The sequence below is a fragment of the Microbacterium binotii genome (assembly GCF_021398715.1).
GTDB classification, from domain to species: Bacteria; Actinomycetota; Actinomycetes; order Actinomycetales; family Microbacteriaceae; genus Microbacterium; species Microbacterium binotii_A.
This window is the reverse complement of sequence record NZ_CP090347.1, coordinates 1,965,954-1,991,216: the sequence shown is the minus strand read 5'-3', so window position 1 is coordinate 1,991,216 and position 25,263 is coordinate 1,965,954. Positions and strand designations below refer to the sequence as shown.

Annotated in this window: 25 protein-coding genes; 18 read left to right on the top strand and 7 right to left on the bottom strand. The window is 68.0% G+C overall.

The features are described 5' to 3' along the window. Positions 1–148: 148 nt before the first annotated feature. The 7 genes from ftsZ (at position 149) to LXM64_RS09960 (ending at position 5,180) form a co-directional block, all read left to right on the top strand. On the top strand, positions 149–1,321 hold the full coding sequence (gene ftsZ / locus LXM64_RS09990) for a cell division protein FtsZ (protein WP_234073080.1): 1,173 nt from the start codon (positions 149–151) through the stop codon (positions 1,319–1,321). A 65-nt stretch (positions 1,322–1,386) separates the two neighbouring features. Then, positions 1,387–2,076, top strand: a complete 690-nt coding sequence (locus LXM64_RS09985) for a YggS family pyridoxal phosphate-dependent enzyme (protein WP_234073079.1) — start codon at positions 1,387–1,389, stop codon at positions 2,074–2,076. A 31-nt stretch (positions 2,077–2,107) separates the two neighbouring features. After that, complete coding sequence (locus tag LXM64_RS09980; RefSeq protein ID WP_137416736.1) at positions 2,108–2,578, top strand: cell division protein SepF; 471 nt, start codon at positions 2,108–2,110, stop codon at positions 2,576–2,578. 6 nt (positions 2,579–2,584) lie between these two features. Next, the gene (locus LXM64_RS09975) at positions 2,585–2,884 is read left to right on the top strand and encodes a YggT family protein (RefSeq protein ID WP_137416737.1); all 300 of its coding nucleotides are present in this window, start codon (positions 2,585–2,587) and stop codon (positions 2,882–2,884) included. A gap of 93 nt (positions 2,885–2,977) precedes the next feature. Beyond that, positions 2,978–3,589 carry a DivIVA domain-containing protein gene (locus LXM64_RS09970; RefSeq protein ID WP_234073078.1) on the top strand — a complete coding sequence of 204 codons (612 nt, stop codon included), beginning with the start codon at positions 2,978–2,980 and terminating at the stop codon, positions 3,587–3,589. A gap of 8 nt (positions 3,590–3,597) precedes the next feature. After that, positions 3,598–4,260 (top strand): signal peptidase II, encoded by a 663-nt coding sequence (gene lspA, locus LXM64_RS09965; RefSeq protein ID WP_234073077.1) that lies wholly within the window; start codon positions 3,598–3,600, stop codon positions 4,258–4,260. Beyond that, positions 4,260–5,180: an RluA family pseudouridine synthase gene (locus LXM64_RS09960; protein ID WP_234073076.1), complete on the top strand. Its 921-nt coding sequence runs from the start codon at positions 4,260–4,262 to the stop codon at positions 5,178–5,180. Before lspA ends, LXM64_RS09960 begins: the two co-directional genes overlap by 1 nt. Positions 5,181–5,310: 130 nt before the next feature. Here LXM64_RS09960 and LXM64_RS09955 read toward each other — a convergent pair whose 3' ends face one another. Then, positions 5,311–5,898: a cyclodeaminase/cyclohydrolase family protein gene (locus LXM64_RS09955; RefSeq protein WP_234073075.1), complete on the bottom strand. Its 588-nt coding sequence runs from the start codon at positions 5,896–5,898 to the stop codon at positions 5,311–5,313. A 17-nt stretch (positions 5,899–5,915) separates the two neighbouring features. Further along, positions 5,916–6,386: an NUDIX hydrolase gene (locus LXM64_RS09950; RefSeq protein WP_234073074.1), complete on the bottom strand. Its 471-nt coding sequence runs from the start codon at positions 6,384–6,386 to the stop codon at positions 5,916–5,918. 112 nt (positions 6,387–6,498) lie between these two features. Between LXM64_RS09950 and dnaE the strand changes: the two genes are divergently transcribed. From dnaE to LXM64_RS09925, 5 genes are all read left to right on the top strand, one after another. After that, positions 6,499–9,969, top strand: coding sequence for a DNA polymerase III subunit alpha (gene dnaE / locus LXM64_RS09945; protein ID WP_234075453.1), 3,471 nt, complete (start codon positions 6,499–6,501; stop codon positions 9,967–9,969). A gap of 86 nt (positions 9,970–10,055) precedes the next feature. Continuing rightward, positions 10,056–11,045 carry a hypothetical protein gene (locus LXM64_RS09940; protein ID WP_234073073.1) on the top strand — a complete coding sequence of 330 codons (990 nt, stop codon included), beginning with the start codon at positions 10,056–10,058 and terminating at the stop codon, positions 11,043–11,045. A gap of 42 nt (positions 11,046–11,087) precedes the next feature. Continuing rightward, positions 11,088–12,389: a histidinol dehydrogenase gene (gene hisD / locus LXM64_RS09935; protein WP_234073072.1), complete on the top strand. Its 1,302-nt coding sequence runs from the start codon at positions 11,088–11,090 to the stop codon at positions 12,387–12,389. Positions 12,390–12,401: 12 nt separating this feature from the next. Continuing rightward, positions 12,402–12,887, top strand: a complete 486-nt coding sequence (gene nrdR, locus LXM64_RS09930; protein ID WP_234073071.1) for a transcriptional regulator NrdR — start codon at positions 12,402–12,404, stop codon at positions 12,885–12,887. A gap of 42 nt (positions 12,888–12,929) precedes the next feature. Next, on the top strand, positions 12,930–13,967 hold the full coding sequence (locus tag LXM64_RS09925; RefSeq protein WP_234073070.1) for a quinone-dependent dihydroorotate dehydrogenase: 1,038 nt from the start codon (positions 12,930–12,932) through the stop codon (positions 13,965–13,967). A gap of 49 nt (positions 13,968–14,016) precedes the next feature. Here LXM64_RS09925 and LXM64_RS09920 read toward each other — a convergent pair whose 3' ends face one another. Beyond that, positions 14,017–14,583 carry a DUF3043 domain-containing protein gene (locus LXM64_RS09920; RefSeq protein ID WP_137416748.1) on the bottom strand — a complete coding sequence of 189 codons (567 nt, stop codon included), beginning with the start codon at positions 14,581–14,583 and terminating at the stop codon, positions 14,017–14,019. Positions 14,584–14,631: 48 nt separating this feature from the next. Here LXM64_RS09920 and LXM64_RS09915 point away from each other — a divergent pair, with 48 nt between their 5' ends. The 6 genes from LXM64_RS09915 to LXM64_RS09890 all read left to right on the top strand — a co-directional run bounded on the left by LXM64_RS09915 (position 14,632) and on the right by LXM64_RS09890 (position 20,544). Further along, positions 14,632–16,023 (top strand): dipeptidase, encoded by a 1,392-nt coding sequence (locus tag LXM64_RS09915; protein ID WP_234073069.1) that lies wholly within the window; start codon positions 14,632–14,634, stop codon positions 16,021–16,023. A gap of 114 nt (positions 16,024–16,137) precedes the next feature. Beyond that, the gene (erpA, locus tag LXM64_RS09910; RefSeq protein ID WP_234073068.1) at positions 16,138–16,503 is read left to right on the top strand and encodes an iron-sulfur cluster insertion protein ErpA; all 366 of its coding nucleotides are present in this window, start codon (positions 16,138–16,140) and stop codon (positions 16,501–16,503) included. Between the two features lie 154 nt (positions 16,504–16,657). Further along, positions 16,658–17,551, top strand: coding sequence for a cytochrome c oxidase subunit II (gene coxB / locus LXM64_RS09905; RefSeq protein ID WP_234073067.1), 894 nt, complete (start codon positions 16,658–16,660; stop codon positions 17,549–17,551). Between the two features lie 2 nt (positions 17,552–17,553). Beyond that, positions 17,554–19,314: a cytochrome c oxidase subunit I gene (gene ctaD / locus LXM64_RS09900; protein ID WP_137416752.1), complete on the top strand. Its 1,761-nt coding sequence runs from the start codon at positions 17,554–17,556 to the stop codon at positions 19,312–19,314. Then, a complete protein-coding gene (locus LXM64_RS09895) occupies positions 19,315–19,749 on the top strand; it encodes a cytochrome c oxidase subunit 4 (protein WP_137416753.1) in 435 nt (144 codons plus the stop codon). It abuts the gene before it with no gap. A 3-nt stretch (positions 19,750–19,752) separates the two neighbouring features. After that, on the top strand, positions 19,753–20,544 hold the full coding sequence (locus tag LXM64_RS09890; protein ID WP_234073066.1) for a PP2C family protein-serine/threonine phosphatase: 792 nt from the start codon (positions 19,753–19,755) through the stop codon (positions 20,542–20,544). A 9-nt stretch (positions 20,545–20,553) separates the two neighbouring features. Here LXM64_RS09890 and LXM64_RS09885 read toward each other — a convergent pair whose 3' ends face one another. The 4 genes from LXM64_RS09885 to LXM64_RS09870 all read right to left on the bottom strand — a co-directional run bounded on the left by LXM64_RS09885 (position 20,554) and on the right by LXM64_RS09870 (position 25,239). Continuing rightward, positions 20,554–20,964, bottom strand: coding sequence for a rhodanese-like domain-containing protein (locus tag LXM64_RS09885; RefSeq protein WP_234073065.1), 411 nt, complete (start codon positions 20,962–20,964; stop codon positions 20,554–20,556). Between the two features lie 71 nt (positions 20,965–21,035). Beyond that, positions 21,036–22,214 (bottom strand): FAD-dependent urate hydroxylase HpxO, encoded by a 1,179-nt coding sequence (hpxO, locus tag LXM64_RS09880; protein WP_234073064.1) that lies wholly within the window; start codon positions 22,212–22,214, stop codon positions 21,036–21,038. 116 nt (positions 22,215–22,330) lie between these two features. Further along, positions 22,331–24,115: a cytochrome b gene (locus LXM64_RS09875; protein ID WP_234075452.1), complete on the bottom strand. Its 1,785-nt coding sequence runs from the start codon at positions 24,113–24,115 to the stop codon at positions 22,331–22,333. 44 nt (positions 24,116–24,159) lie between these two features. Further along, on the bottom strand, positions 24,160–25,239 hold the full coding sequence (locus tag LXM64_RS09870; protein WP_234073063.1) for a ubiquinol-cytochrome c reductase iron-sulfur subunit: 1,080 nt from the start codon (positions 25,237–25,239) through the stop codon (positions 24,160–24,162). Positions 25,240–25,263 lie beyond the last annotated feature (24 nt).

The following is a 25,263-nucleotide window of genomic DNA, read 5'->3' as shown; positions in this document are numbered from 1 at the left end:
CACGCCCGCGCGCCTGCGGGCGCCACGACGTGCGGCGCATACCTTCGATTCAGGAATTGCATACCGAGCAATACTTTAACCCTTTACATGAGGTTTAAGGTTCAACGCTTCGGTAGGGACGTCGGTTCAACGAGACGAAAGGGCTGGGATGAGCCAGAACCAGAACTACCTCGCGGTCATCAAGGTCGTCGGGGTGGGTGGCGGTGGAGTCAACGCCGTCAATCGGATGATCGAGCTGGGTCTGCGCGGAGTGGAGTTCATCGCGGTGAACACCGACGCCCAGGCGCTGCTGATGAGCGACGCGGACGTCAAGCTCGACGTCGGTCGCGAACTCACGCGCGGTCTCGGAGCGGGAGCGGATCCCGAGGTCGGCCGACGTGCCGCCGAGGATCACGCCGAGGAGATCGAGGAGGCGCTGGCCGGTGCCGACATGGTCTTCGTGACCGCCGGCGAGGGCGGCGGGACCGGCACGGGCGGCGCGCCCGTCGTGGCACGCATCGCCAAGTCGATCGGCGCCCTGACGATCGGTGTCGTCACCAAGCCGTTCTCCTTCGAGGGCCGTCGTCGCCAGAGCCAGGCCGAAGCGGGCGTCGCGAAGCTGAAGGAAGAGGTCGACACCCTCATCGTCGTCCCCAACGACCGTCTGCTGGAGATCAGCGACCGGGGCATCTCGATGATCGAGGCCTTCGCCACCGCGGACCAGGTGCTGCTCGCCGGTGTGCAGGGCATCACGGACCTCATCACGACCCCGGGTCTCATCAACCTCGACTTCGCCGACGTGAAGTCCGTCATGCAGGGGGCCGGCTCCGCCCTCATGGGCATCGGATCCTCTCGCGGCGCGGACCGCGCCATCAAGGCTGCCGAGCTGGCCGTCGAGTCGCCGTTGCTCGAAGCGTCGATCGAGGGTGCGCACGGTGTGCTGCTGTCCATCCAGGGCGGTTCGAACCTCGGCATCTTCGAGATCAACGATGCGGCTCAGCTCGTGAAGGAAGCGGCGCACCCGGAGGCGAACATCATCTTCGGTACGGTCATCGACGACACCCTCGGCGACGAGGTGCGCGTGACGGTCATCGCGGCGGGATTCGACGGCGGCGAGCCCAGCCCGCGCCTCGAGCCCGTCACGGCGACGCGCCCCGCGGTCAATCCGCTCACGACGCCGGCCGCGCCGGCCGTCGCCGCCGAGGAAGCCGCCGCGTCGACCCAGGCTCCCGCCGCGGAGGAGCCGCCGGCCGTGCCGGTCACCGCGGGTGTGTCGGAGTCGTCCTCGTACGACTCCGCCTTCGGCGATGACGACCTCGACATCCCCGACTTCCTGAAGTAAGCCGCACGCAACGGGCGGGTCGCGGACATCCGCGACCCGCCCGTTCCGATTCTCCTGGAGGACGAGTGGGCGACACCCTCGCATCCCGTCTGGCATCGATCGACGAGCGCATCGCGGATGCGGCGCGAGCCGCGGGCCGAGACGCGACCGACATCACCCGGATCGTGGTCACCAAGTTCCACCCCGCGTCGCTCGTGCGTGAGCTTCACGCGCTCGGCGTGCGCGAGGTGGGGGAGAACCGTCAGCAGGAGCTGTCGACCAAGCGCGAGGAGACGTCCGACCTCCTGGATCTCGTCTGGCATTTCATCGGTCAGGCCCAGACCAACAAGGCGCGCGCCATCCGGGATGCCGCTTCCGCCGTGCACACGATCGATCGCGCGCGCCTCGCCGACGCGCTGCAGCGGGCGGGCGGCGAGGGTGATGCCCCGCTCGACGTGCTGGTGCAGGTCAACCTCACCGACGACCCGGGACGCGGGGGAGTCGCCCCGGGTGATCTCGAGGCGCTGGTCGAGCATGTCCTCGGTTGCGACACCCTCCGCCTGCGCGGGGTGATGGCGGTGGCGCCCCTGGACGAAGAACCCGCCGCGGCTTTCGCCCGCGTGGCCGAGTACGCTGCGCGCGTGCGCCGACTCGAGCCCGCGGCGAGCTGGATCTCTGCCGGGATGACCGGTGATTTCGTCGAAGCGATCGCCGCGGGCGCGACACACCTGCGGATCGGGTCGGCAATCACGGGTCCGCGCCCGCTACACGGTTAGCCTCGAAGAGGACGAGCAAACGGAGGATGCGATGTCGAACCCGCTGAAGAAGACCATGGTCTACCTGGGCCTCGCTGACGAGGAAGAGGTCTACGAGGAGCAGCCCGCTCCGGTGCGCGAGCGCCGCAGCAAGCCCGAGCAGGTCGTCGAGAAAGCCGCGCCCGTGACCCCCATCCACCGCCCCGCGGTCGTCCGTCAGCCGTCCGTCGGCGCGGTGACCGAGATTCTCACCGTGCACCCCAAGCAGTACCGCGATGCCCAGATCATCGCCGAGAACTTCCGCGAGGGCGTGCCGGTCATCATCAACCTGTCGCAGATGAGCGACGCCGACGCGCGCCGTCTCATCGACTTCGCGAGCGGACTCTCGCTGGGCCTCTACGGCCGCATCGAGCGCGTGACGAGCAAGGTGTTCCTGCTCTCGCCGGAGAACGTCGCCGTCTCGGGCGACGGAGCCGTCGCGCAGGCCGACCCCGAAGCGACGCCGTTCGCTGCACAGCAGTAACGCGTCGTGGAGGTCGTCCGCCTCGTCGCCTCGATCGCGAACATCCTGCTGCTGATCTACCTGCTGGTGCTGTTCGCGCGGTTGGTGCTGGATTACATCCCCATCTTCAACCGCGAATGGCGCCCCAGCGGTGCGGGTCTCGTGGCCGCTGAGCTCGTCTACACGGTCACGGACCCGCCCATCAAGCTGTTCCGTCGTTTCATTCCCCCGCTGCGCGTCGGCCCGATCGCGATCGACTTCGCGTTCACGCTGACGATGCTGCTCTGTTTCATCCTGCTGTCGGTCACCGGTTCCCTCGCAAGGTGATTCACGGCCGACTATGCTTGGCTGAAGCGGCCCGTCCGCGGGCATCATCCCCCTGAAATCGGCACGCCGCCACGCCCCGAAAGAGGAATCATCATGGCATTGACTCCGGATGACGTCGTCACCAAGCAGTTCCAGCACGTCCGGTTCAAGGAGGGCTTCGACCCGGACGAGGTCGACGACTTCCTCGACGAGATCGTCGTCGAATGGCGTAAGACCATCGCCGAGAACGATGAGCTGAAGGCGAAGGTCGCGGCCCTCGAGTCCGGCGCCCCCGCCGCTCCCGCTGCCGCGGAGACCGTCGTCGAGGAGCCCGTCGCAGAGACGCCGGCTCCCGCTCCGACCCCCGCTCCGGCTCCGGCTCCGGCTCCCGCCGAGGGTGCCGCAGCCACGGCCGGCATCATCGAGCTTGCGCAGCGTCTGCACGACGAGCACGTCGCCGAGGGCAAGGCGCAGCGCGACCAGCTCATCGCCGACGCCCAGGCCCAGGCCGCGACCATCGTCGCCGAGGCCGAGGCCAAGGGCCGCGACGAGATCGCCCGCCAGGAGAAGGAGCGCAAGGCGCTCGAGGCCCGCATCACCGAGCTCCGTCAGTTCGAGCGCGACTACCGCGCCGAGCTGCGCAGCTTCATCGAGGGCAAGCTCCGCGACCTCGAGACCTCGCCCAGCGGTTCGTCCAGCACGCCCGTCTCGGCCATCGGTCTCTGAGTAAGGCCTTGTCGGACCGACGACCCCTGCGTCAGGCGGCGGCCGGCATCATCATCGCGTCTCTCGCGGTGCTGGTGCTGGCCGCCGACCAGTTTGCGAAGCTCCTCGCGATCGCCCAGCTGCCCCCGGAGCAGCCGGTGCCCGTCATCGGGGACTTCCTGATCTTCTACCTCGTGCGAAATCCCGGGGCCGCGTTCTCGCTGGGTGAGGGTGTGACCTGGATCTTCACGATCGCGATGGCGGCTGTCGCCGTGGCCATCGTGGTCATCGCTCGTCGCATCCGCTCTCGGATCTGGGCGGTCGTTCTGGGTCTGCTCCTCGGCGGTGTCCTGGGCAACCTCACTGACCGCTTGTTCCGCGAACCCGGATTCGCGGTCGGCCACGTGATCGACTACATCTCGACGCCGTGGATGATGCCCGCGATCTACAACGTCGCCGACATCTTCATCGTGACGATGATGATCTCCGTCGCCCTGCTCGTCCTCGTCGGACTTCGTTTCGATGGGACGCGCGAGCGTCGCTCGAATGCCGCTGCGCAGGCGGAGGACGCGTCCGAGTCGGGCGACGTGACGCCGCTCGGCACGGGTGAGCTGCGCGATCCGCTGTTCCCCACGGCAGACCCCGACGCGGGCGCTCCGCCGGCGGCGGGTGACGGCCGCCGCGAGAGCTGATGGAGTCGCGCAGCCTGCCCGTTCCCGACGGGCTCGACGGCGTCCGTGTCGACGCCGCGCTCGCGAAGATGCTCGGCTTCTCACGGACGTTCGCTGCAGAGATCGCCGACGCCGGCGGCGCGGAGCTCGACGGCCGGATCGTCGGACGCTCTGACCGCCTGCGCGCAGGCGGTTGGCTCTCGGTCAGTTGGGAGCCCAAACGCGAGCCCGAGGTCGTTCCCGTCGAGGTGCCGGATCTCGGCATCGTCCACGACGACGACGACATCGTGGTGGTCGACAAGCCGTCGGGCGTGGCGGCGCATCCCTCCCTCGGGTGGGACGGTCCGACCGTGCTCGGTGCCCTCGCGGCCGGCGGTTATCGAATCGCGACGACCGGTGCCGCCGAGCGGCAGGGCGTCGTGCACCGCCTGGATGTCGGCACCAGCGGCCTCATGGTGGTCGCGAAGACCGAGAGCGCCTACACCGCGCTGAAGCGCGCGTTCAAGGAGCGCGAGGTCGAGAAGATCTACCACACCGTCGTCCAGGGACACCCCGACCCCCTCGCGGGCACGATCGACGCGCCGATCGGGCGGCATCCGTCGCACTCGTGGAAGTTCGCGGTCCGCCCCGAGGGCAAGGATTCGGTGACTCATTACGAGACGCTGGAGGCCTTCCCCGGCGCATCCTTGCTCGAAGTGCACCTCGAGACCGGCCGCACGCACCAGATCCGCGTGCACATGGCCGCGCACCGGCATCCGTGCGTCGGTGACCCGCTCTACGGCGCCGATCCCACGATGTCGGCGCGCCTCGGCCTCACCCGCCAGTGGCTCCATGCCCGCGAGCTCTCGTTCACGCATCCGCTGACCGGGGAATGGGTCACCTTCACCTCCGAGTACGCGCCGGATCTCGCCGCCGCTCTCGCGATCCTCCGGCGCGACTGACCCGCATCTTCCGCGCGCTCTCGTCCGCGAGACTGCATCTCGTCCACGAGATCACGGTCTTCACCCGTGATCTCGTGCGGGAAGTGCAGTCTCGCGAGACAGGAGACCGCGAGACGCGGGAGGGGGAGCGTCAGGGCTCGCCGAGGCGGTCGGCCAGCGCGCGCGTGTCGGCGCGGGCGGCGACCAGCGCGTCGACCAGCGAGCGGTGCGCGGTCTCCAGCGCGGTGGGATCGCCGTGCGCCGCAGCCAGCTCGAGCCCGCCGCGGAGGTTCGTCGCGGCGGCGCCGAGACCCGCGGCGGCGATGTCGGCCGCGACGGCCAGATCCGACATGAGGTGGCGATTGCCCACATCCGCCACCGTCCGAAGCTCCCGCGCCAGAGCGAGCGCGAGCTCGCCGAGGGCAGCGGATGCGGCGCAGGCATCCGTCGCGGCGTCGAACACCGTCGGTGACCGGTCCGGGGACTCGGGCAGCGCGAGCGCCGCGCCCAGCCTCTCCGAGGCCTCGGCGTCCGCGTCAGCGCCCGCGACGAGTCGATCGCCCAGCAGATCGAGGGCGAGCGCCCGTTCGCGTGCGCGAGGCTCACCGGGCGTGTAGTGGCAGACCATCGTCCCGAGCGCCGCGCCGATCGCCGCCACGACACCTCCCGCGGCGCCGCCGCCCGGGTTCCCGGTCGCCCGGCGCAGCCCTCGGAGGAACGCGTCGAGCGTCCGCGTCATCAACGCGTCCGCGGCCATCACCGACCCCCGGCGAAGCGCGTCGGTCCGTCCTCGAGCGCCGCGGTGACGCGCGCGCGCATCTCGTCATCCAGCCCGGAGAGGTCGTCGAGCGGGTACCAGCCCACGTCGGTCATCTCGCCGTCGGCGGGGTACGGGTCTCCGTCGAGCCATGTGCATCGGAAGGTGAGGTCGAGGTAGTCCGTCTGATCGCCGTTCGCGTAGACGACGCGAGGAATCTGGTGCACCCAGGCGAGGCGATCGACCCGGATGCGGACACCCGCCTCCTCTTCGGCCTCCCGGCGCGCGGCATCGGCGGGCTCCTCGTGCGGATCGACGATCCCCGTGATCGGGGTCAGCGCGCCGTTGTCGCTGCGCCGCCCCAGCAGGATGCGCTCCTCGTGCACGATCACCGCCGTCACGCCCGTGAGGGTGAGGGGATGCGTGCCGACCATGCGGCGCAGTTCGAGGATGAACTCGGGGGTGGCCATGCCGCAACGCTAGTCCAAGGCGCTCATCGGGCGTCCGATGTCGGGGGGCTGCGCGTACCCTGGACAGGTGGCAGACTCCTTCGTTCACCTCCATGTGCACAGCGAGTACTCGATGCTCGACGGCGCCGCCAAGATCGGCGCGATGACGCAGGCGGCGTCCGAATACGGGATGCCGGCGATCGCCGTGACCGACCATGGGAACACCTTCGCGGCGTTCGAGTTCTACCGCGCCGCGCAGGGCGCAGGCGTGAAGCCGATCATCGGGCTTGAGGCCTACGTGACTCCCGGAACGCACCGCAGCGACAAGTCGCGCGTGGCCTGGGGATCGCCCGACCAGAAGAGCGACGACGTATCGGGCTCGGGCGCGTACACGCACATGACGATGTGGAGTCAGACCACCGAGGGCATGCACAACCTCTTCCGGTTGAGCTCCCTGTCGAGCATGGAGGGGTACTACTTCAAGCCCCGCATGGACCGCGAACTCCTCCAGACCTACGGCAAGGGGCTGATCGCGACGACGGGCTGCCCCTCTGGCGAGGTGCAGACGCGCTTGCGTCTGGGGCAGTACGACGCGGCGCGCGCGGCCGCGGCGGAGTTCCAGGACATCTTCGGCAAGGAGAATTACTTCGCCGAGATCATGGACCACGGCCTCTCCATCGAGCGACGTGTCATGAGCGATCTGATCCGCCTGGCGAAGGATCTCGACATCCCGCTCGTCGCGACGAACGACTCGCACTACACCCACCAGCACGAGGCCGATGCGCACGAGGCCCTGCTCTGCGTGCAGTCCGGGTCCACCCTCGATGACCCCAACCGCTTCAAGTTCGACGGCGACGGCTACTACATCAAGACCGCGCAGGAGATGCGTCAGCTTTTCCGTGATCACCCGGAGGCGTGTGACAACACGCTGCTGATCGCAGAGCGCTGCGAGGTCGAGTTCAACACCTCCGCCAACTACATGCCGCGGTTCCCCGTGCCCGACGGCGAGACCGAAGACAGCTGGCTCATCAAAGAGGTCGAGAAGGGGCTGCACTACCGCTATCCGCAGGGCATCCCCGACAAGGTGCGCAAGCAGGCCGAATACGAGACCGGCATCATCCTGCAGATGGGATTCCCCGGCTACTTCCTCGTGGTCGCCGACTTCATCAACTGGGCCAAGGACAACGGCATCCGCGTCGGTCCCGGTCGCGGCTCCGGCGCCGGATCCATGGTCGCCTACGCGATGAAGATCACCGATCTGGACCCCCTCGAGCACGGGCTCATCTTCGAGCGCTTCCTCAATCCCGACCGCGTCTCCATGCCCGACTTCGACGTCGACTTCGACGATCGTCGCCGCGGCGAGGTGATCGAGTACGTCACCGAGAAGTACGGCTCGGAGCGCGTCGCCCAGATCGTCACGTACGGCACGATCAAATCGAAGCAGGCGCTGAAGGATGCGGGCCGCGTGCTCGGCTTCCCGTTCTCCATGGGAGAGAAGCTCACCAAGGCCATGCCCCCCGCCGTCATGGGCAAGGACATGGAGCTCGGCGGCATGTTCAACAAGGAGCATCCGCGATACAAGGAGGCCAGCGAGTTCCGCACGCTCATCGAGACCGACCCCGAGGCGAAGACGGTCTTCGACCGCGCGTTGGGGCTCGAGGGCCTGAAGCGTCAGTGGGGCGTGCACGCGGCCGGCGTCATCATGTCGTCGGAACCGCTGCTGGACATCATCCCGATCATGCGCCGCGAGCAGGACGGCCAGATCGTCACGCAGTTCGACTATCCGTCTTGCGAGACGCTCGGGCTGATCAAGATGGACTTCCTCGGGCTGCGAAATCTCACGATCATCTCCGACGCGCTCGACAACATCCGCAGCAACCGCGGCGAGGAGCTCGACCTCGAGCATCTCGAGTTGGACGACCGGCCCGCCTACGACCTGCTCACCCGCGGCGACACGCTCGGCGTGTTCCAGCTCGACGGCGGGCCCATGCGGTCGCTCCTGCGGCTCATGAAGCCCGACAACTTCGAAGACATCTCGGCCGTCATCGCGCTGTACCGGCCCGGGCCCATGGGGGCGAACTCGCACACCAACTACGCCCTGCGCAAGAACGGGCTGCAGCCCATCACCCCCATCCATCCTGAACTCGAAGAGCCGCTGCGAGACATCCTCGACACGACCTACGGCCTGATCATCTATCAGGAGCAGGTCATGGCGATCGCGCAGCGAGTGGCCGGCTTCTCGCTCGGTCAAGCAGACATCCTCCGCCGCGCGATGGGCAAGAAGAAGAAGTCCGAGCTCGACAAGCAGTACGAGGGCTTCTCGGGCGGAATGAAGGAACGCGGGTTCGGCGACGGCGCGGTCAAGGCGCTGTGGGACATCCTGCTGCCCTTCTCCGACTACGCCTTCAACAAAGCGCACTCCGCGGCCTACGGCCTGGTGTCCTACTGGACGGCTTATCTGAAGGCGCATTACCCCGCCGAGTACATGGCGGCGCTGCTGACCAGCGTCGGCGACTCCAAAGACAAGATGGCGATCTATCTGAACGAGTGCCGTCGCATGGGGATCCGCGTCCTGCCTCCGGATGTGGGGGAGTCCATCAACTTCTTCGCCGCCGTCGGCGACGACATCCGCTTCGGGCTCGGAGCGGTGCGCAACGTCGGGTCGAACGTCGTAGACGGAATCGTCGCCTCTCGAGAGAAGGAGGGCTTCGCCTCCTTCCACGACTTCCTCGCGAAGGTGCCGATGCACGTCGCGAACAAGCGCACCGTCGAGTCGCTCATCAAGGCCGGCGCGTTCGACTCCATGGGCCACACCCGGCGTGCGCTGCTGGAGATCCACGAGGACGCGACCGAACAGGCGGTGCTCGACAAACGGCGCGAGGCCAACGGCGAGGTCGGGTTCGACTTCGACAGTCTGTGGGGCGACGACGAGCCCCAACAGGTCTCGAAGGTGCCGGAGCGGCCGGAATGGACCAAGAAGGACAAGCTGGCCTTCGAACGGGAGATGCTCGGGCTCTATGTGTCCGATCACCCGCTCGCCGGTCTTGAGATCCCGCTCGCGAAGCACGCCTCGACCTCGATCCACGACCTGCTGTCCTCGGAGAGCGTGCAGGACGGCGATCAGGTCACGGTGGCGGGCCTGGTCACCAGCGTCCAGCATCGCGTGGCGAAGCAGAGCGGCAATCCGTACGGCATGATCACCGTCGAGGATTTCAACGGCGAGGTCACCGTGATGTTCATGGGTCGTACGTACACGGAGTTCCAGTCGGTGCTGCAGGCGGATTCGATCCTGGTCGTGCGGGGGCGCGTGTCGCGCCGGGACGACGGATTGAACCTGCACGCCCAGAGCTGCTTCAGCCCGGATCTGGGAGCGGTGGACGCCACATCCGCTCTCGTCCTCGTGGTCCCCGAGCAGAAGGCGACGCAGTCCGTGGTGGAGGAGCTGGCCGCCGTGCTGCACCGCCACCCGGGCGAGACCGAGGTGACGCTGAAGCTGCACCGCGCGGGCACCGCGAAGGTGTTCGAGGTGCCGCATCCGGTCACGATCAGCGCCGATCTGTTCGGCGACCTCAAGGGTCTGCTCGGTCCCAGCTGTCTGGGTTGACCGTCCTGTGGACGCTATGAGCTCTCATAGCCGTCGCCGTTAGGATCGACTCGCTCTTTCCCCTGCCCGCGCCGAGAGGATGCGACATGACCGATGAGAACCCCGTCGTGAGCGGTGACGACGAGTTCGTCGACGCCGTGGAGGACGACCAGTTCGACGCGCTCGAAGAAGACGACGAGCCGGCGGCGCCCCCGCAGTACGGCGTCTGGCCGTTCTCGATCCGCGAGGTCGTGCTCCTCGGGATCTGGGCCCTCGCGTTCATCGTCTCCTTCTTCTCCCTGAGCTACTTCGCCCCCGTCTCGGTCTGGACGATGGGCATCGCATGGGTGCTGACGATCGGCCTGCCCACCGTGGCCGTGTTCCTGATCGTGCTGCGTCGGCTCTCGCCCCAGGGCATCCGCCGCGTGGGCTCGCTGGGCATCGACCAGTTCGCATCCGTCGCGTTCGCCGTCTCGGCGGTCGTGTGGGTGCAGATGATCTGGGAATCCTTCGCGCTTCCGGGGCTGGGCAGCTGGGTCCATTGGGTCGAACTCGTGCTGATGGCCGCCGGGGTCGTCTTCACGGCGATCGCCCCCTTCATCCCCGGCCTCAAGGACGACTTCGAGTACCGCGCGGAGACCGTCTCCCACCGCGTCGCGAGGGGCGCCCGCCCCATCGCGCAGCGTCCGGCACCTGAGCCCGTCGCGTACACCGCCGCACCCGCCGCGACGTACCCGGTCGCGCACTCGGAGGCAGGATGGGCGCCGTCCGCCGAGCCTGTCCGTGACGAGGCAGCCGCGCTGTTCGCGACCACGGGTGACGTGTACGCCGACCCACACGCGCAGACCGCCGCATACGACGAGGGCCTCACTCCCGCCGCGGAGCCCGCCACCGAGCAGATCCCGGTGTCGCAGGCGTTCTGGGCGCTCGTGCCCGAGGAGCGCGAGGTGCTTGACGAGATGGGCGTGCCGATCTTCCGCGTGGACGCGACGGCGTGGGCGCTGGTCATCGAGGACCGCGGGGAGGTGTTCGTGGTGCGCCACGAGGACGGTCGCATCGGCTACCTGCACGACGTCTCCGGCGTCACGCGCGGCTGACGTACGCGCGGAACCGGATGCTCGAGACGGTAGCCTGAAGGGATGCTTCAGACGATCGATCTGCGCGGTCGCACGCTCTCCGCGAGCGAGCTCTTGGCCGCTGTCCCGCGTGCCGAGATGGCGCGCGAAGCTGCTCTGACGGCGGCGGCGCAGATCGTCCATGATGTCGCCGCGCGCGGCGAGCAGGCGCTGCGCGAGCAGGCGGAGCGTTTCGACGGCGTCGCCGACCACGCGGTACGGGTTCCGGCCTCCCACCTCGACGAGGCTCTCGCGGAGCTCGCCCCCGAGGTCCGCGAGGCGCTCGACGAGGCGATCCTCCGGGTGCGGGCCGCCTCTGCGGCCCAGGTCCCGCCGCCCACGACGACCGAGCTCGCCCCCGGCGCACGCGTGGTGCAGCGGTGGCAGCCGGTTCGACGCGTCGGCGTGTACGTGCCCGGGGGGAAGGCCGTCTATCCCTCGAGCGTCGTCATGAACGTGGTGCCCGCGCAGGTGGCGGGCGTATCCGTCGTTGCGCTGGCATCGCCTCCGCAGCGGGAGTTCGGCGGCCGCATCCACCCCGTGATCCTCGCGGCGGCACGGTTGTTGGGCGTCGACGAGGTCTACGCGATGGGTGGTGCGGGCGCGATCGGAGCCCTCGCCTACGGCGTGGCGTCGCTCGATCTCGACCCGGTCGATGTGGTCACCGGCCCCGGCAACAACTTCGTCGCCGCGGCCAAGCGTGCCGTGGCGGGGCTCGTCGGGACGGATGCGGAGGCCGGGGCGACCGAGATCCTCATCGTCGCCGACGACTCGGCGCAGCCGGCGCTCGTGGCCGCCGATCTCATCAGCCAGGCCGAGCACGACGAGCAGGCCTCAGCCGTGCTGGTCACCCCGTCCGCCGGGCTCGCCGAGAGGGTGAGCGTCGAGCTCACCGTCCGGCAGCCGCGTACCCGCCACGCGGAGCGGGTCGCGGCGGCGCTGTCCGGCCCGCAGTCGGCGATCGTCCTCGTCGACGACATCGACCAAGCGATCGCCTTCAGCAACGCCTACGCGCCCGAGCACCTCGAGATACACCTGTCCGAGCCCCGCGTCGACGAGTTCGTCAACGCGGGTGCGGTCTTCGTGGGCGATCACGCACCCGTCAGCCTCGGCGACTACCTCGCCGGGAGCAACCACGTCCTGCCGACCGGTGGCCAGGCGCGGTACGCGGCGGGTCTGTCCGCATCGACGTTCCTCCGACCGCAACAGGTCATCGAGTACGACCGCGCCGCCCTCGCCGAGGTGCGCGACGCGATCGTCACGCTCGCCCGCGCCGAAGCGCTGCCCGCGCACGGCGAGGCCGTCGAGGCCCGTTTCGAGGACTAATCTGGCCTGGTCATGCATTGCCCGTTCTGCCGCCATCCCGATTCCCGCGTCATCGACTCCCGTACGACCGATGACGGACTCAGCATCCGTCGTCGTCGTCAGTGCCCAGAATGCGGCGGGCGTTTCTCGACCGTCGAGACGGCGAGCCTGAACGTCATCAAACGCTCGGGGGTCATCGAGCCCTTCAGCCGCGACAAGGTGGTCTCCGGGGTGCGCAAAGCCTGCCAGGGACGCCCGGTCACCGACGGCGATCTGGCCCTGCTGGCGCAGCGCGTGGAGGAGATCCTGCGCCGCACCGGCAGCTCGCAGATCGACACCAACGAGATCGGACTGGCCATCCTCGATCCGCTGCGCGAATTGGACGAAGTCGCCTATCTGCGGTTCGCGAGCGTCTATCAGGCCTTCGAGTCGCTCGAGGACTTCGAGTCGTCGATCGCGCAGCTGCGCGCCGATCACGAGCTGCGCGCGGCCGCCGCCTCGGAGCCGGCCGCCGACTGACGGTGCGCGACGCCGGGCTCGGCAGCGATAGCCTGGCTGGCGATGTATGACCTGCTTTTTCGCCGCGTCCTGTCCCGCATGGATCCTGAAACGGCGCACCACGCCGCCATGCTCGTCATCCGGGCGCTGGGGGTGCGTCCGCTCACGCCGATCGCGCGTGCGTTGACGCGTCCGGCCCCCCAGTCCCGGGTTCGCGCCCTCGGGCTGCAGTTCGACTCGCCCTTCGGCGTCGCCGCGGGCTTCGACAAGAACGCGGTGGCCGCCGCCGGTCTGTACGCGCTCGGCTTCGGACACGTCGAGGTCGGGACGGTGACCGCCGTGCCGCAGGACGGCAACCCCCGCCCGCGTCTGTTCCGCCTGATCCCCGATCGCGCCGTCATCAATCGCATGGGCTTCAACAACGCGGGGGCGGATGCGGCTGCTGCGCGTCTGCGGCGACTGCGCCGGAGGCGCAAGCGACCCGTTCTGGGCGTCAACATCGGCAAGAGCCGCGTCGTCGAGGTCGACGATGCCGTCGACGACTATGTCCGCAGCGCGCGTCTGCTGGCGCCCCTCGCCGATTACCTGGTCGTCAACGTGTCGTCGCCCAACACGCCGGGGCTGCGCGGCCTGCAGGAGATCGACACGCTCCGGCCCCTGCTGCAGGCGGTGCGCGCCGCATCCGGCACGACGCCGCTACTGGTCAAGTTCGCTCCCGACCTCTCCGACGACGGCATTCGCGCCGTTGCCCGCCTGGCGGTGGAGCTGGGGCTCGACGGAGTCATCGCCACCAACACCACGATCTCCCGTGAAGGGCTGCGCACAGCGCCCGACATCGTCGAGGCCGCGGGAGCCGGGGGTCTGTCGGGCGCGCCGCTGCGCGAGCGCGCGATCCAGGCGCTGCGGATCGTCCGCGAGGAGGTGCCCTCGGACTTCTGCGTCATCGCGGCCGGCGGCATCGAGACCGCGCAGGATGTCCAGGACCGATTGGATGCCGGCGCGACCCTGACGCAGGGGTACACCGGATTCCTGTACCGGGGACCGTTCTGGGCGCGGCAGATCAACAGGGGCCTCGCCGTCTCGTCGTCGCGCGTGCGCTGAGACGAGGAAGCGGCCGGTCCCAGAGGGGCCGGCCGCTTCCTCGATTCGATCAGGCGGGACGCTGTCCGCGTTTCACCTGGGGCTTGGGCAGGCGCATGAAGCGCATCTGGACCGTCCGCATGGCGCCGTAGAAGCCGAGCCCCTTCTCGATGCGGTCCTCGCCGAACTTCGCTCGTGCGGCGCGCTTGACCCGGATCGAAGTGATCACCATGTCGAGCACAGCCACGATGATGAAGGCCCACAGGACCAGGTACGCGTAGACCTGGATCGCCGGGATGCCGACGAACATGAGCAGGAGCACCGCGACCATGATCGGCATCACGAGCTCCGCGACGTGCCACGTGGAGTCGACCCAGTCGCGCACGAAGCGGCGCTGCGGGCCCTTGTCGCGCGCCTGCAGGTAGCGGTCGTCGCCGTTGGCCATGCCGATGCGCGCCTTCTCCTGCCGCTCTCGCAGCTCGGCGCGGGCCCGGGCCTTCGCTTCCTTCGTGTCGGCGACGAGGGGGCGCTTGCGCGCGGCTTCGCGCTCGGCACGGGTGGGCGTCGCGCGCCCCTTGCCGGTCGTCGGAGTGCTCGGCGCGTCGTGCGCGGCGGAGTCGGCAGAGGTCTTGGCCACGATGGTCCTCAAAAGAACGGGGGAGGGGTGCGCCTTAAGATTACCCGCATGACCTCCGAGAATCCCAGGAACGGGGCCGTTCACGAAGCGGCCGCCGCCGGCATCCCCGTCGCCCTCGCCGATCTGGGTGCGCTCGTGCGCATCCCCTCGATCGCGTGGCCCGCCTTCGACCAGGACGCACTCGTGCGCAGCGCCGAGGCGATCGCCGCGCTCGCGAAGGGGATCGGCATCTTCGACTCGGTGGAGATCGCCCGCTCGGCCGTGCCCGGGACCGACGAGGTGGGTCAGCCCGCCATTCTCGCCACGCGCGCCGCGCGCGACGGTGCGCCGACCGTGCTCCTCTACGCGCATCATGACGTGCAGCCGCCCGGAGACGACGCCCTCTGGGAGACGCCTCCCTTCGAGCCCACGGTGCGCGACGGGCGTCTGTACGGACGCGGCGCCGCCGACGACAAAGCAGGGGTGATGGCGCACATCGCCGCCTTGCGCGCGATCCACGAGGTTCACGGCGAAGACCTCGCGCTGGGTATCGCGCTGTTCATCGAGGGTGAGGAGGAGTACGGCTCCCGCTCCTTCGCGCAGTTCCTCACCGATCACCGTGATCAGTTGCGCTCCGATGTGATCGTCGTCGCGGACTCGGGCAACTGGGATGCGGTGACTCCCGCGCTGACGGTGTCGCTCCGCGGCAACGCCCGTTTCACGCTCACGGTGCGCACGCTCGAGCACGCCTCGCACTCGGGGATGTTCGGCGGCGCCGTTCCCGACGCGACCATGGCGGCGATCAAGCTGCTCGCGACGCTCTGGGACGACGACGGCGCCGTGGCCGTCGAAGGTCTCACGGAACGCGACGCGCCCACCCCGGACTACACGGAGGAGACCCTCCGCTCGGAGGCGGGTCTTCCGGCCGGGGTCGCGCCGATCGGACGTGGCACGATCCTGTCGCGCATCTGGAACAAGCCCTCGGTGACGGTGACCGGCATCGACGCGACGAGCGTCGCCGCCGCATCCAACACGTTGGCGCCGGAGATCTCGGTCGTGGTGAGCGCCCGCGTGGCTCCCGGGCAATCGGCGAGCGAGGCGTACGCCGCGATCGAGGACCACCTGCGCCGTCGCGCTCCGTTCGGTGCGGAGCTCACCTTCTCCGAAATCGACCTCGGCGACGGCTTCCTCGTCGACACCGAGGGCTGGGCCGTCGAGGTGGCCCGCACGAGCCTCGCCACCGGCTACGGCGTCGACCCGGTCGATGTCGGCGTGGGCGGTTCCATCCCGTTCATCGCGGAGCTCGTGGAGCAGTTCCCGGGTGCGCAGATCCTGGTGACCGGAGTGGAGGATCCGCATTCGCGGGCGCACAGCCCGAACGAGTCCCTGCACCTGGACACCTTCCGTCACGCCGTGCTGGCCGAGGCGTCGTTGCTGGAGTCGTTGAACGAACGGCGCTGAACCCGCCCTCGATGCGGATCGGCGGCGTAGAATCGGCGTGATCCGTCCCCGTGCGGGCGCACCGCCTTGCATCCGACGTCATCGCACCGTACCCAGCAGTACACAAGGAGAGTCATGACCGACACCGCCCTGTCGAACGAAACGACGGCCCGCGCACACGGCGTGGCCCTCACCGACGACGCCGCCGCCAAGGTGAAGAACCTGCTCGAGCAGGAAGGCCGCGACGATCTGCGTCTGCGCGTGGCCGTGCAGCCCGGCGGGTGCAGCGGACTGATCTACCAGCTCTACTTCGACGAGCGCCTGCTCGCCGGCGACCAGACCGTCGACTTCGACGGCGTCGAGGTCGTCGTGGACGACATGAGCGTCCCGTACCTCGACGGGGCGAAGATCGACTTCAAGGACACCATCTCGGAGCAGGGGTTCACGATCGACAACCCCAACGCGGCGGGATCCTGCGCCTGCGGCGACAGCTTCCACTGACCCCGCGACACGCCGAGAATCGGCGCGGTCGGGCTCGCTTTCACGCGATCCGGCCGCGCCGATTCGTCGTTCCGGGCTGGAAGCGTGGCCTGAATCAGGTGTGAGCTTGCTCTAGACTGAAGGAAGCTTTATTCGTGACCTGGAAAGGTGCACCGTGCCTTCGAAACGTCGAATCCGACTAGCCGTTCTTCCGCTGGGGATCGCGACGGCTGCCATCCTCGCCGGATGCAGCCCGACCCAGCTGCACGGCTTCCTTCCCGGATTCACCGAGGACGGCCAGGCTGCGACGAACCACACCGACATGGTCGCCGGGCTGTGGGTCAACTCCTGGATCGTCCTGCTCGCCGTCGGCGTGATCACGTGGGGTCTGATGCTGTGGGCGATGATCGCCTACCGTCGTCGCCGCGGCCAGACGGGCCTGCCGGTCCAGCTGCGTTACAACATGCCGATCGAGATCTTCTACACGATCGTGCCGCTGATCCTCGTGGTCGGCTTCTTCGCCTTCACCGCGCGTGACCAGGCGGCCCTCGAGACCCAGACCGACGACCCCGACGTGTCGATCGTCGCGATCGGCAAGCAGTGGGCGTGGGATTTCCAGTACAACGGCGAGGAAGCCTCCGGCGACGACGCCGTCTGGTCCATGGGCATCCAGGCTCAGACCGACGCCGCCGGCAACGTCGACCAGTCGCAGCTGCCGACGCTCTACCTGCCCGTCGACAAGAGCGTCAAGATCAAGCTCGAGTCCCGCGATGTCATCCATTCCTTCTGGATTATCGACTTCCTGTACAAGAAGGACATGTACATCGGCCGTGACAATTACTGGTCGTTCACGCCGACCCGTGAGGGCACGTACGCCGGCAAGTGCGCCGAGCTGTGCGGCGAGTACCACTCGATGATGCTCTTCAACGTCAAGGTCGTCAGCGACGCCGAGTACGAGCAGTACCTCGAGAGCCTGCGCGACAAGGGTCAGACCGGCGACATCCAGGACGCCTACGACCGACTGGGCAACCTGCCGGGCACCGGCGCAACCGCCAAGGGAGACGAGTGATCATGGCGACGACAGTCCCGCTTCAGGAAGCGCCTTCCCGCCCGACGACCCTGCCGCCGCGTCAGGCAGCTCTGCTGAGCTCCTCGCGGATCGAGCAGAAGGGCAACATCATCGTCAAGTGGATCACCTCCACTGACCACAAGACCATCGGGTACATGTACCTGATCGCGTCGTTCCTGTTCTTCCTGCTGGGCGGCGTGATGGCGCTGATCATCCGCGCCGAGCTGTTCGAGCCCGGGATGCAGATCATCCCGACCAAGGAGCAGTACAACCAGCTGTTCACGATGCACGGCACGATCATGCTGCTCATGTTCGCGACGCCGCTGTTCGCGGGCTTCGCGAACGCGATCCTGCCGCTGCAGATCGGTGCCCCGGATGTCGCGTTCCCGCGACTGAACGCCTTCGCCTTCTGGCTCTTCCTGTTCGGTTCCACGATCGCCGTCGCCGGGTTCCTCACGCCCGCGGGCGCCGCCTCCTTCGGCTGGTTCGCGTATCAGCCGCTCGCGAGCGCATCCTTCACCCCAGGCGCCGGAGGAAACCTCTGGATGCTGGGTCTGGGCATCTCGGGCTTCGGAACGATCCTGGGTGCGGTGAACTTCATCACCACGATCGTCACGATGCGTGCCCCCGGCATGACCATGTGGCGCATGCCGATCTTCTCGTGGAACACGCTCGTCACGAGCATCTTGATCCTGCTCGCGTTCCCCGTTCTGGCCGCGGCCATCTTCGCTGCCGCCGCGGACCGCGTGCTCGGCGCTCACATCTACGACCCGCACAACGGCGGCGTCCTGCTGTGGCAGCATCTGTTCTGGTTCTTCGGTCACCCGGAGGTCTACATCATCGCGCTGCCGTTCTTCGGCATCGTGTCGGAGATCTTCCCGGTGTTCAGCCGTAAGCCGATCTTCGGATACAAGACGCTGATCTACGCAACCATCGCCATCGCCGTCCTGTCGGTCGCCGTCTGGGCGCACCACATGTACGTGACGGGCGCAGTGCTGCTGCCGTTCTTCGCCTTCATGACGATGCTCATCGCGGTGCCGACCGGTGTGAAGATCTTCAACTGGATCGGGACGATGTGGCGAGGATCAGTCACGTTCGAGACACCGATGGTGTTCTCGCTCGGCTTCCTGGTGTCGTTCGTCTTCGGTGGTCTCACGGGTGTCATCCTCGCCTCGCCGCCGCTCGACTTCGCACTGAGCGACTCGTACTTCGTCGTCGCCCACTTCCACTACGTCGTCTTCGGAACCGTCGTCTTCGCGATGTTCGCCGGATTCTACTTCTGGTGGCCGAAGTGGACCGGCAAGATGCTCAACGAGCGTCTCGGGTACATCCACTTCTGGATCCTGTTCATCGGCTTCCACATGACCTTCCTCATCCAGCACTGGCTGGGCGTCGACGGCATGGTCCGCCGCTACGCGGATTACTCGTCCGCCGATGGCTGGACATGGCAGAACCAGGTCTCGACGATCGGCTCGATGATTCTGGCCGCATCGGTCATCCCGTTCCTGCTGAACGTCTGGATCACCGCGCGCACCGCGCCCAAGGTCACCGTCAACGACCCGTGGGGCTACGGCGGATCGCTGGAGTGGGCCACGAGCTGCCCGCCTCCGCGCCACAACTTCACGTCCATCCCGCGCATCCGTTCCGAGCGTCCCGCCTTCGATCTGAACCACCCCGAGGCCGCCGTGCCGGTGGGTGTGGGACCCGCGAAGGATGCCCCTGACGCCCCGGTCGTCGATGCGGCCGACGGAGAGGTCAAGTAAGTGCGCACCAATATCAACCTGTGGTGGATCCTGGTCGGGTTCTTCGTCTTCATCGACGTCGTCTACACCGGTTGGAACATCCTGGCCCACCCCGATCTCGCCTGGCACAACGCCATCGAGTGGGTCGGGTCGGTCGCCCTGCTGTTCGGTGCCTTCATGGCGCTCATGATCGGGTTCTACACCCACCGCGTCTACAAGGCGCAGCAGGGCGAGCTTCCCGAGGACACGCTGACGGCCGACATCGACGACGGCGATCCTGAGCTCGGCGAGTTCAGCCCGTGGTCGTGGTGGCCGCTCGTTCTCGCGGCATCCGCAGCAGTGGCGGCGATCGGTCTCGCGGTCGGCACCTGGATGCTTCCGATCGGTCTCGGCATCTTCGCCGTGGCGATCGTCGGCTGGGTGTACGAGTACTACCGCGGGTACTTCGCGCACTGATCCGTGCCGATCAGGCTCGACGCGGCCGCCGTTTCAGACATCGGCCGCTACCGCACCTCCAACCAGGATGCGGCCTTCACCGCGTCCTGGGGGGCTGCCGTCGCCGACGGCGTCGGGGGAGGGCCCTCGGGAGATCTCGCTTCCGCAGCCTTCGTGCACCGGCTCGTCCCCTCGCCGCTGGCGGCGACGGATGCCGAGCAGCTGCTGGTGCAGATCCGCGAGGCGAACTGGGACCTGCGCGCCCATGTACGGCGTGATCCTTCACTTCAGGGCATGGCGACGACCTTCACCGGTGTCTTCGTCGCACCCGAGGATCGGCTGCTGCTCGCCCACACAGGGGACTCCCGTGCGTATCTTCTCCGGCACGCCCAGCTGCGTCGGGAGACGCGAGACGACTCGTACGTGCAGGCGCTTGTCGACAGCGGTCTGCTGACGCCCGAGGCCGCAGCGTCGCATCCGCGGCGCAACATCATCACGGCGTCGCTCGGCGGCGGTGAGGAAGACGTCGTGTCCATCGCCGAGCGCGACACCGTCATCGGCGACCGGTGGCTGCTGTGCAGTGACGGGGTCAGCGACTACCTGGACGACGAGGAGATCGGCCTGACACTGCTCCGCCACCGTGGCGTTGCGCAGGCCGCTGCGGCCCTCGTAGCTCTCGCTCTCGACAGCGGATCGCGCGACAACGTCACGGCCGTGGTCTGCGACGTCGTGGACGGCGACGCCGCCGCAGAGCCCGCCGTGTTCAGCGGCTCGGCCGGTGAGCTCTTCCAGGAGAGCCTGGACGTCTCCGCCTGAGCGCGGAGACTACTCGGGCGCGACGATCGACACGAGCGGGTCACGATGCCGCGGGAGAGGCCCGGAGGCGTTCTCGGCGGGATAACCTTCGCGCACCCAGTACTCGTATCCACCGATCATCTCTCTCACCTCGTAGCCGGCCTCGGTGAAAGCGAGCGCGCCCTTCGTACCCGCGTTGCATCCTGGGCTCCAGCAGTACACGACGACCGAGGACCCGGCGGGAATCAGCTCCGCGGCGCGTTCGGCGATATCCCGGTACGGCAGGTGGATCGCGCCGGAGATGTGACCTTGATCCCAGGCGGCGGCGCTGCGCACATCTACGAGGACGAGCTCCTCACCGGCACGTTGAGCGGCGTAGACATCCGAGGCGTCGGTCTCGTGGGCGAGCTTCGCGGAGAAGTAGCTGCGTGCATCCTGCATGGTTCGACTCTAGGGAGTGCGCGGTCGGACGATAGCGATCAGACTGTCGCCGATCAGCGGGATCCTGCCTGTCAGGTCAGGAGCCCACCGATCGTCACGGGACTGTCGACGATGTTGCCGACGATTCCGCGGATGACGTTCTCGCCGGTCTCCTGGCGCAGCCCCGCATACCAGGCGGCGGTCGTCTCGGGGTCGAAGCCATGGGTCTCGGCCGCCCGCTTGCGCGCCCGGAGCACGAGGTCGCCGGCACGCGCCGTACGGGCCGCCTCGTATCGCCGGAGCGCATCTGCGACACCGAGGGTCGTGGTGGCGAAGACCAGCCCGAGCACGAAGCTGTCCTCGAGAGCCGAGCAGGCGCCCTGACCGATGTCGGGGGCGGTGTTGTGCGCGGAATCCCCGAGGAGAACAACGCGACCGCGCGTCCACGTGTGGAACGGATCGATGTCCCAGATCTCGACGCGGTTGAGCGACGCGGTCGGGTCGATCGTGTCGAGGAGCACCTGCACGCCCTCGGACCACCCGGCGAATGCCTCCCTCAGCGGTGCGACGCCCTCGCTGCGGTCGTAGGGGATCCCCGAGGGCTGGGGCACGTCGAAGAAGAAGTAGAAGCGGTCGCCGGCGACGGGCATGACCGAGACGCGTTTGCCCTCACCGACGTACGTGGTCCACTGGTCGGTGGGGGAGATGCGGGGATCAGCGGGGACGAGTCCGTTGAAGTTGGTGTAGCCCGAGTAGCGGCGCTCGGTCGGTGTGCCCAGCACATACTCGCGCGTCAGGGATCGTGCGCCGTCTGCACCGATCACGAGATCGGCCCGGGCGCTGCTGCCGTCCTCGAATGCGACGGTGACCTCGTCGTCGGCTTCCGAGATGCCGGTCATCCGCATTCCGAGATGGATGCGGTCGGCACCCACCGTGTCCATGAGCAGTGCCTGCAGGTCGGCGCGGGCGACCGGGTAGGCGCGCTGGCCCGTCTGCTGAGTGACGGGGTCGAGGCTGAAGCGGCACATCTCGTCGCCGTCGAGCCCGTCGACGTAGGCCATGTAGTCCATGCGGCCGCCCAGCGCGGCCACCTCGTCGCCGAGGCCGAGCCAGTTGAGGACCTTGACTCCGTTCGGCCACAGCGACAGCGCGGCGCCTACGGGGCGGTTCTCGCGGATCTGGTCGTAGACGTGGACGTCGTGGCCGAGCCGAGCGAGCGCGATCGCCGCGCTCGTTCCGCCGATGCCTGCTCCGATGATGATGACTCGCACACGGTCACGGTAGCGAGGCGCTGTCACGGGAATGTTACAGACACCAACATCGATGGGCACAGATGAAGAGAGGGCCCCGATCCGCAGATCGGGGCCCTCTCTTCAACGGGACGAGGTCACTTCTTGTCGTCGTCCGTCTCGGGCTTCTCAGCGCCCTCCAGGAACTTCGGAGCGGGGATCTCCACCTCAGCCTTGTCGTGCAGGGCGACGGTCGGGCGACCCTCGGCGGCAGCGCGCTCGGCGGCACCTTCGAGCTCGGCCGCTTCCTCGGTGTCGATGTGGTCGATCTCGTGGTGCTGGTGCGCGAGCGCGGCATCCACCTCGGCCTGCGTGACAGGAGTGAGGCGGTCCTCGAAGAACCAGCGCGAGAGCGACGCGCGCATGTTCTGGTGCCATGGGATGCGACCCTGGGCGTTCGGGCGCACGACCAGCGGCTCGTTGACCTCGAAGTCCACCAGCTTCCAGCGCTCGTACTCGTCGACGGGCTGGTGCACCTCGATGTACTCACCGCCGGGCAGGCGCACGATGCGCCCGGACTCGTAGCCGTGCAGCGCGATCTCGCGATCCTTCTTCTGCAGCGCGATGCACAGACGCTTGGTCACGAAGTACGCGATGATCGGGCCCACGATGAGCAGGGCCTGAAGCGTGTGGATCACGCCCTCCATCGTCAGATGGAAGTGCGTCGCGATGATGTCCGACGAAGCGGCGGCCCACAGCACGGCGTAGAACGTCACGCCCGCGGCGCCGATGGCCGTGCGGGTCGGCGCGTTGCGCGGACGCTGCGCGATGTGGTGCTCGCGCTTGTCGCCCGTGATCCATGCCTCGATGAACGGGTAGATCAGTACGAGGACGATGAACAGACCAAGGATCCCCAGCGGCAGGAGGATGTTCCACGACCACGTGCGGTCGAGGAAGACGAACTCCAGGTGCGGCGGGACGAGGCGGAGCGCGCCGTCGGCGAAGCCGATGTACCAGTCGGGCTGCGTACCGGCCGACACGGGGGACGGGTCATACGGACCGTAGTTCCAGATCGGGTTGATCGTGAACAGCGAGGCGATCAGGACGATCACGCCGAAGGTCAGGAAGAAGAACCCGCCCATCTTGGATGCGTACACCGGAACCATCGGGTAGCCCACCACATTGCTGTTCGTACGGGCGGGCCCGGCGAACTGGGTGTGCTTGTTGATGATCATGAGCACGAGGTGCAGTGCCAGCAGCGCGATCAGGATCGCCGGCAGCAGCAGGATGTGCAGCGTGTAGAGGCGCCCGACGATGTCGGTGCCGGGGAACTCGCCGCCGAAGAGCAGGAACGAGATCCAGGTGCCGACGACCGGGATGCCCTTGACCATGCCGTCGATGATGCGCAGGCCGTTGCCGGAGAGCAGGTCGTCGGGGAGGGAGTAGCCGGTGAAGCCTTCCGCCATCGCGAGGATGAAGAGGATGAAGCCGATCACCCAGTTCAGCTCGCGGGGCTTGCGGAACGCGCCTGTGAAGAAGACGCGCAGCATGTGGACGCCGATGCCGGCGACGAACACGAGGGCCGCCCAGTGGTGGATCTGACGCACCAGCAGACCGCCGCGCACGTCGAACGAGATGTGCAGCGCGGACTCGAGGGCCGCGGACATCGCGATGCCGCGCATCGGTTCGTACGCGCCGTAGTAGTGCGTCTCGACCATGGAGGCCTGGAAGAAGAACGTCAGGAACGTGCCCGACAGCAGCACGACGACGAAGCTCCACAGCGCGATCTCGCCGAGCATGAACGACCAGTGGTCGGGGAAGATCTTGCGGCCGAGCTCCTTGACCAGACCCGACAGGCTGGTGCGCTCATCCAGGTAGTTCGCCGCGGCGCCGACGAAGCGGCCGCCGAGAGGCTTGCTGCGCTCCGAGGAGCCTGCAGGCATCGCGGGTTCCGTCGTGACGTTCTCCGTGGGGTGGGTTGCGGTGCTCAATGGCGCTCCCAGAAGCTCGGACCGACGGGCTCGGTGAAGTCACTGCGGGCGACGAGGTAACCCTCGTCGTCGACCGCGATGGGCAACTGCGGCAGCGGACGTGCGGCCGGGCCGAAGATGACCTTCGCGCCGTCGGAGACGTCGAACTGCGACTGGTGGCAGGGGCAGAGGAGGTGGTGCGTCTGCTGCTCGTACAGGGCGACAGGGCATCCGACGTGGGTGCAGACCTTGGAGTAGGCGACGATCCCGTCGTACGACCAGTCCTTGCGATCCTCCGCCTCGATCAGCACGTCCTGCGGCATGCGCATGAGCAGCACGATCGCCTTCGCCTTCTCCTCGAGATAGCCGTCGTGGTGGCTGAGGGAGGCGAGCTCCTCCGGGATCACGTGGAACGCCGAGCCGAGGGTGACGTCCGACGCCTTGATCGGGCGACCGCTCGGGTCGTGCGCGAGACGCATGCCCTGCTTCCACATGGTGTGGCTGAGCAGGTGCACCGGGTCGCCGGCGTAGGGGTTCTCCGGGCTCGACTCGGGAGCAAGGCCGCGGAAGAGGACCACGCCGGGCACGACCGATGCGACGAGGGCGGCGAACAGCGAGTTGCGGATCATCGCCCGACGCCCGAATCCGGACTCCTCGTTGGCCACGGTGAGCGCCTCGACGACCGCCTCGCGGGTGGTGTCACGGCCGCGCGTCGCGTGGCGCGGCTCGATGAACTCCTTGTCGGACATGATCGCCTTCGACCAGTGGATCGCGCCCACGCCGATGGCCAGCAGCGCGAAGGCGATGCCGAGTCCGATGAAGAGGTTGTTGTCGCGGATGGCCGCGATGGAGCCGCTCTCGATGGGGAACACCATGTAGGCGACCACGGCCCACACGGAGGCCGCCACCGACAGGTAGAACAGCGTGTACACGGTGCGGACGGCGCGCTTCATCGCGGCAGGGTCCTTATCGGTCACGCGCTCGCGGTGGGGCGGCAGACCGGGGTTGTTCACCGGGTCGGACACCGTCACGGCGAGCCCGCTGGAGGGCTTCCAGGAAGCCCTCTCGTGCTCGAGCGCGTCGTCCTCGTGTGCCATGGTGCTCCTCGTACGTTCCGTCAG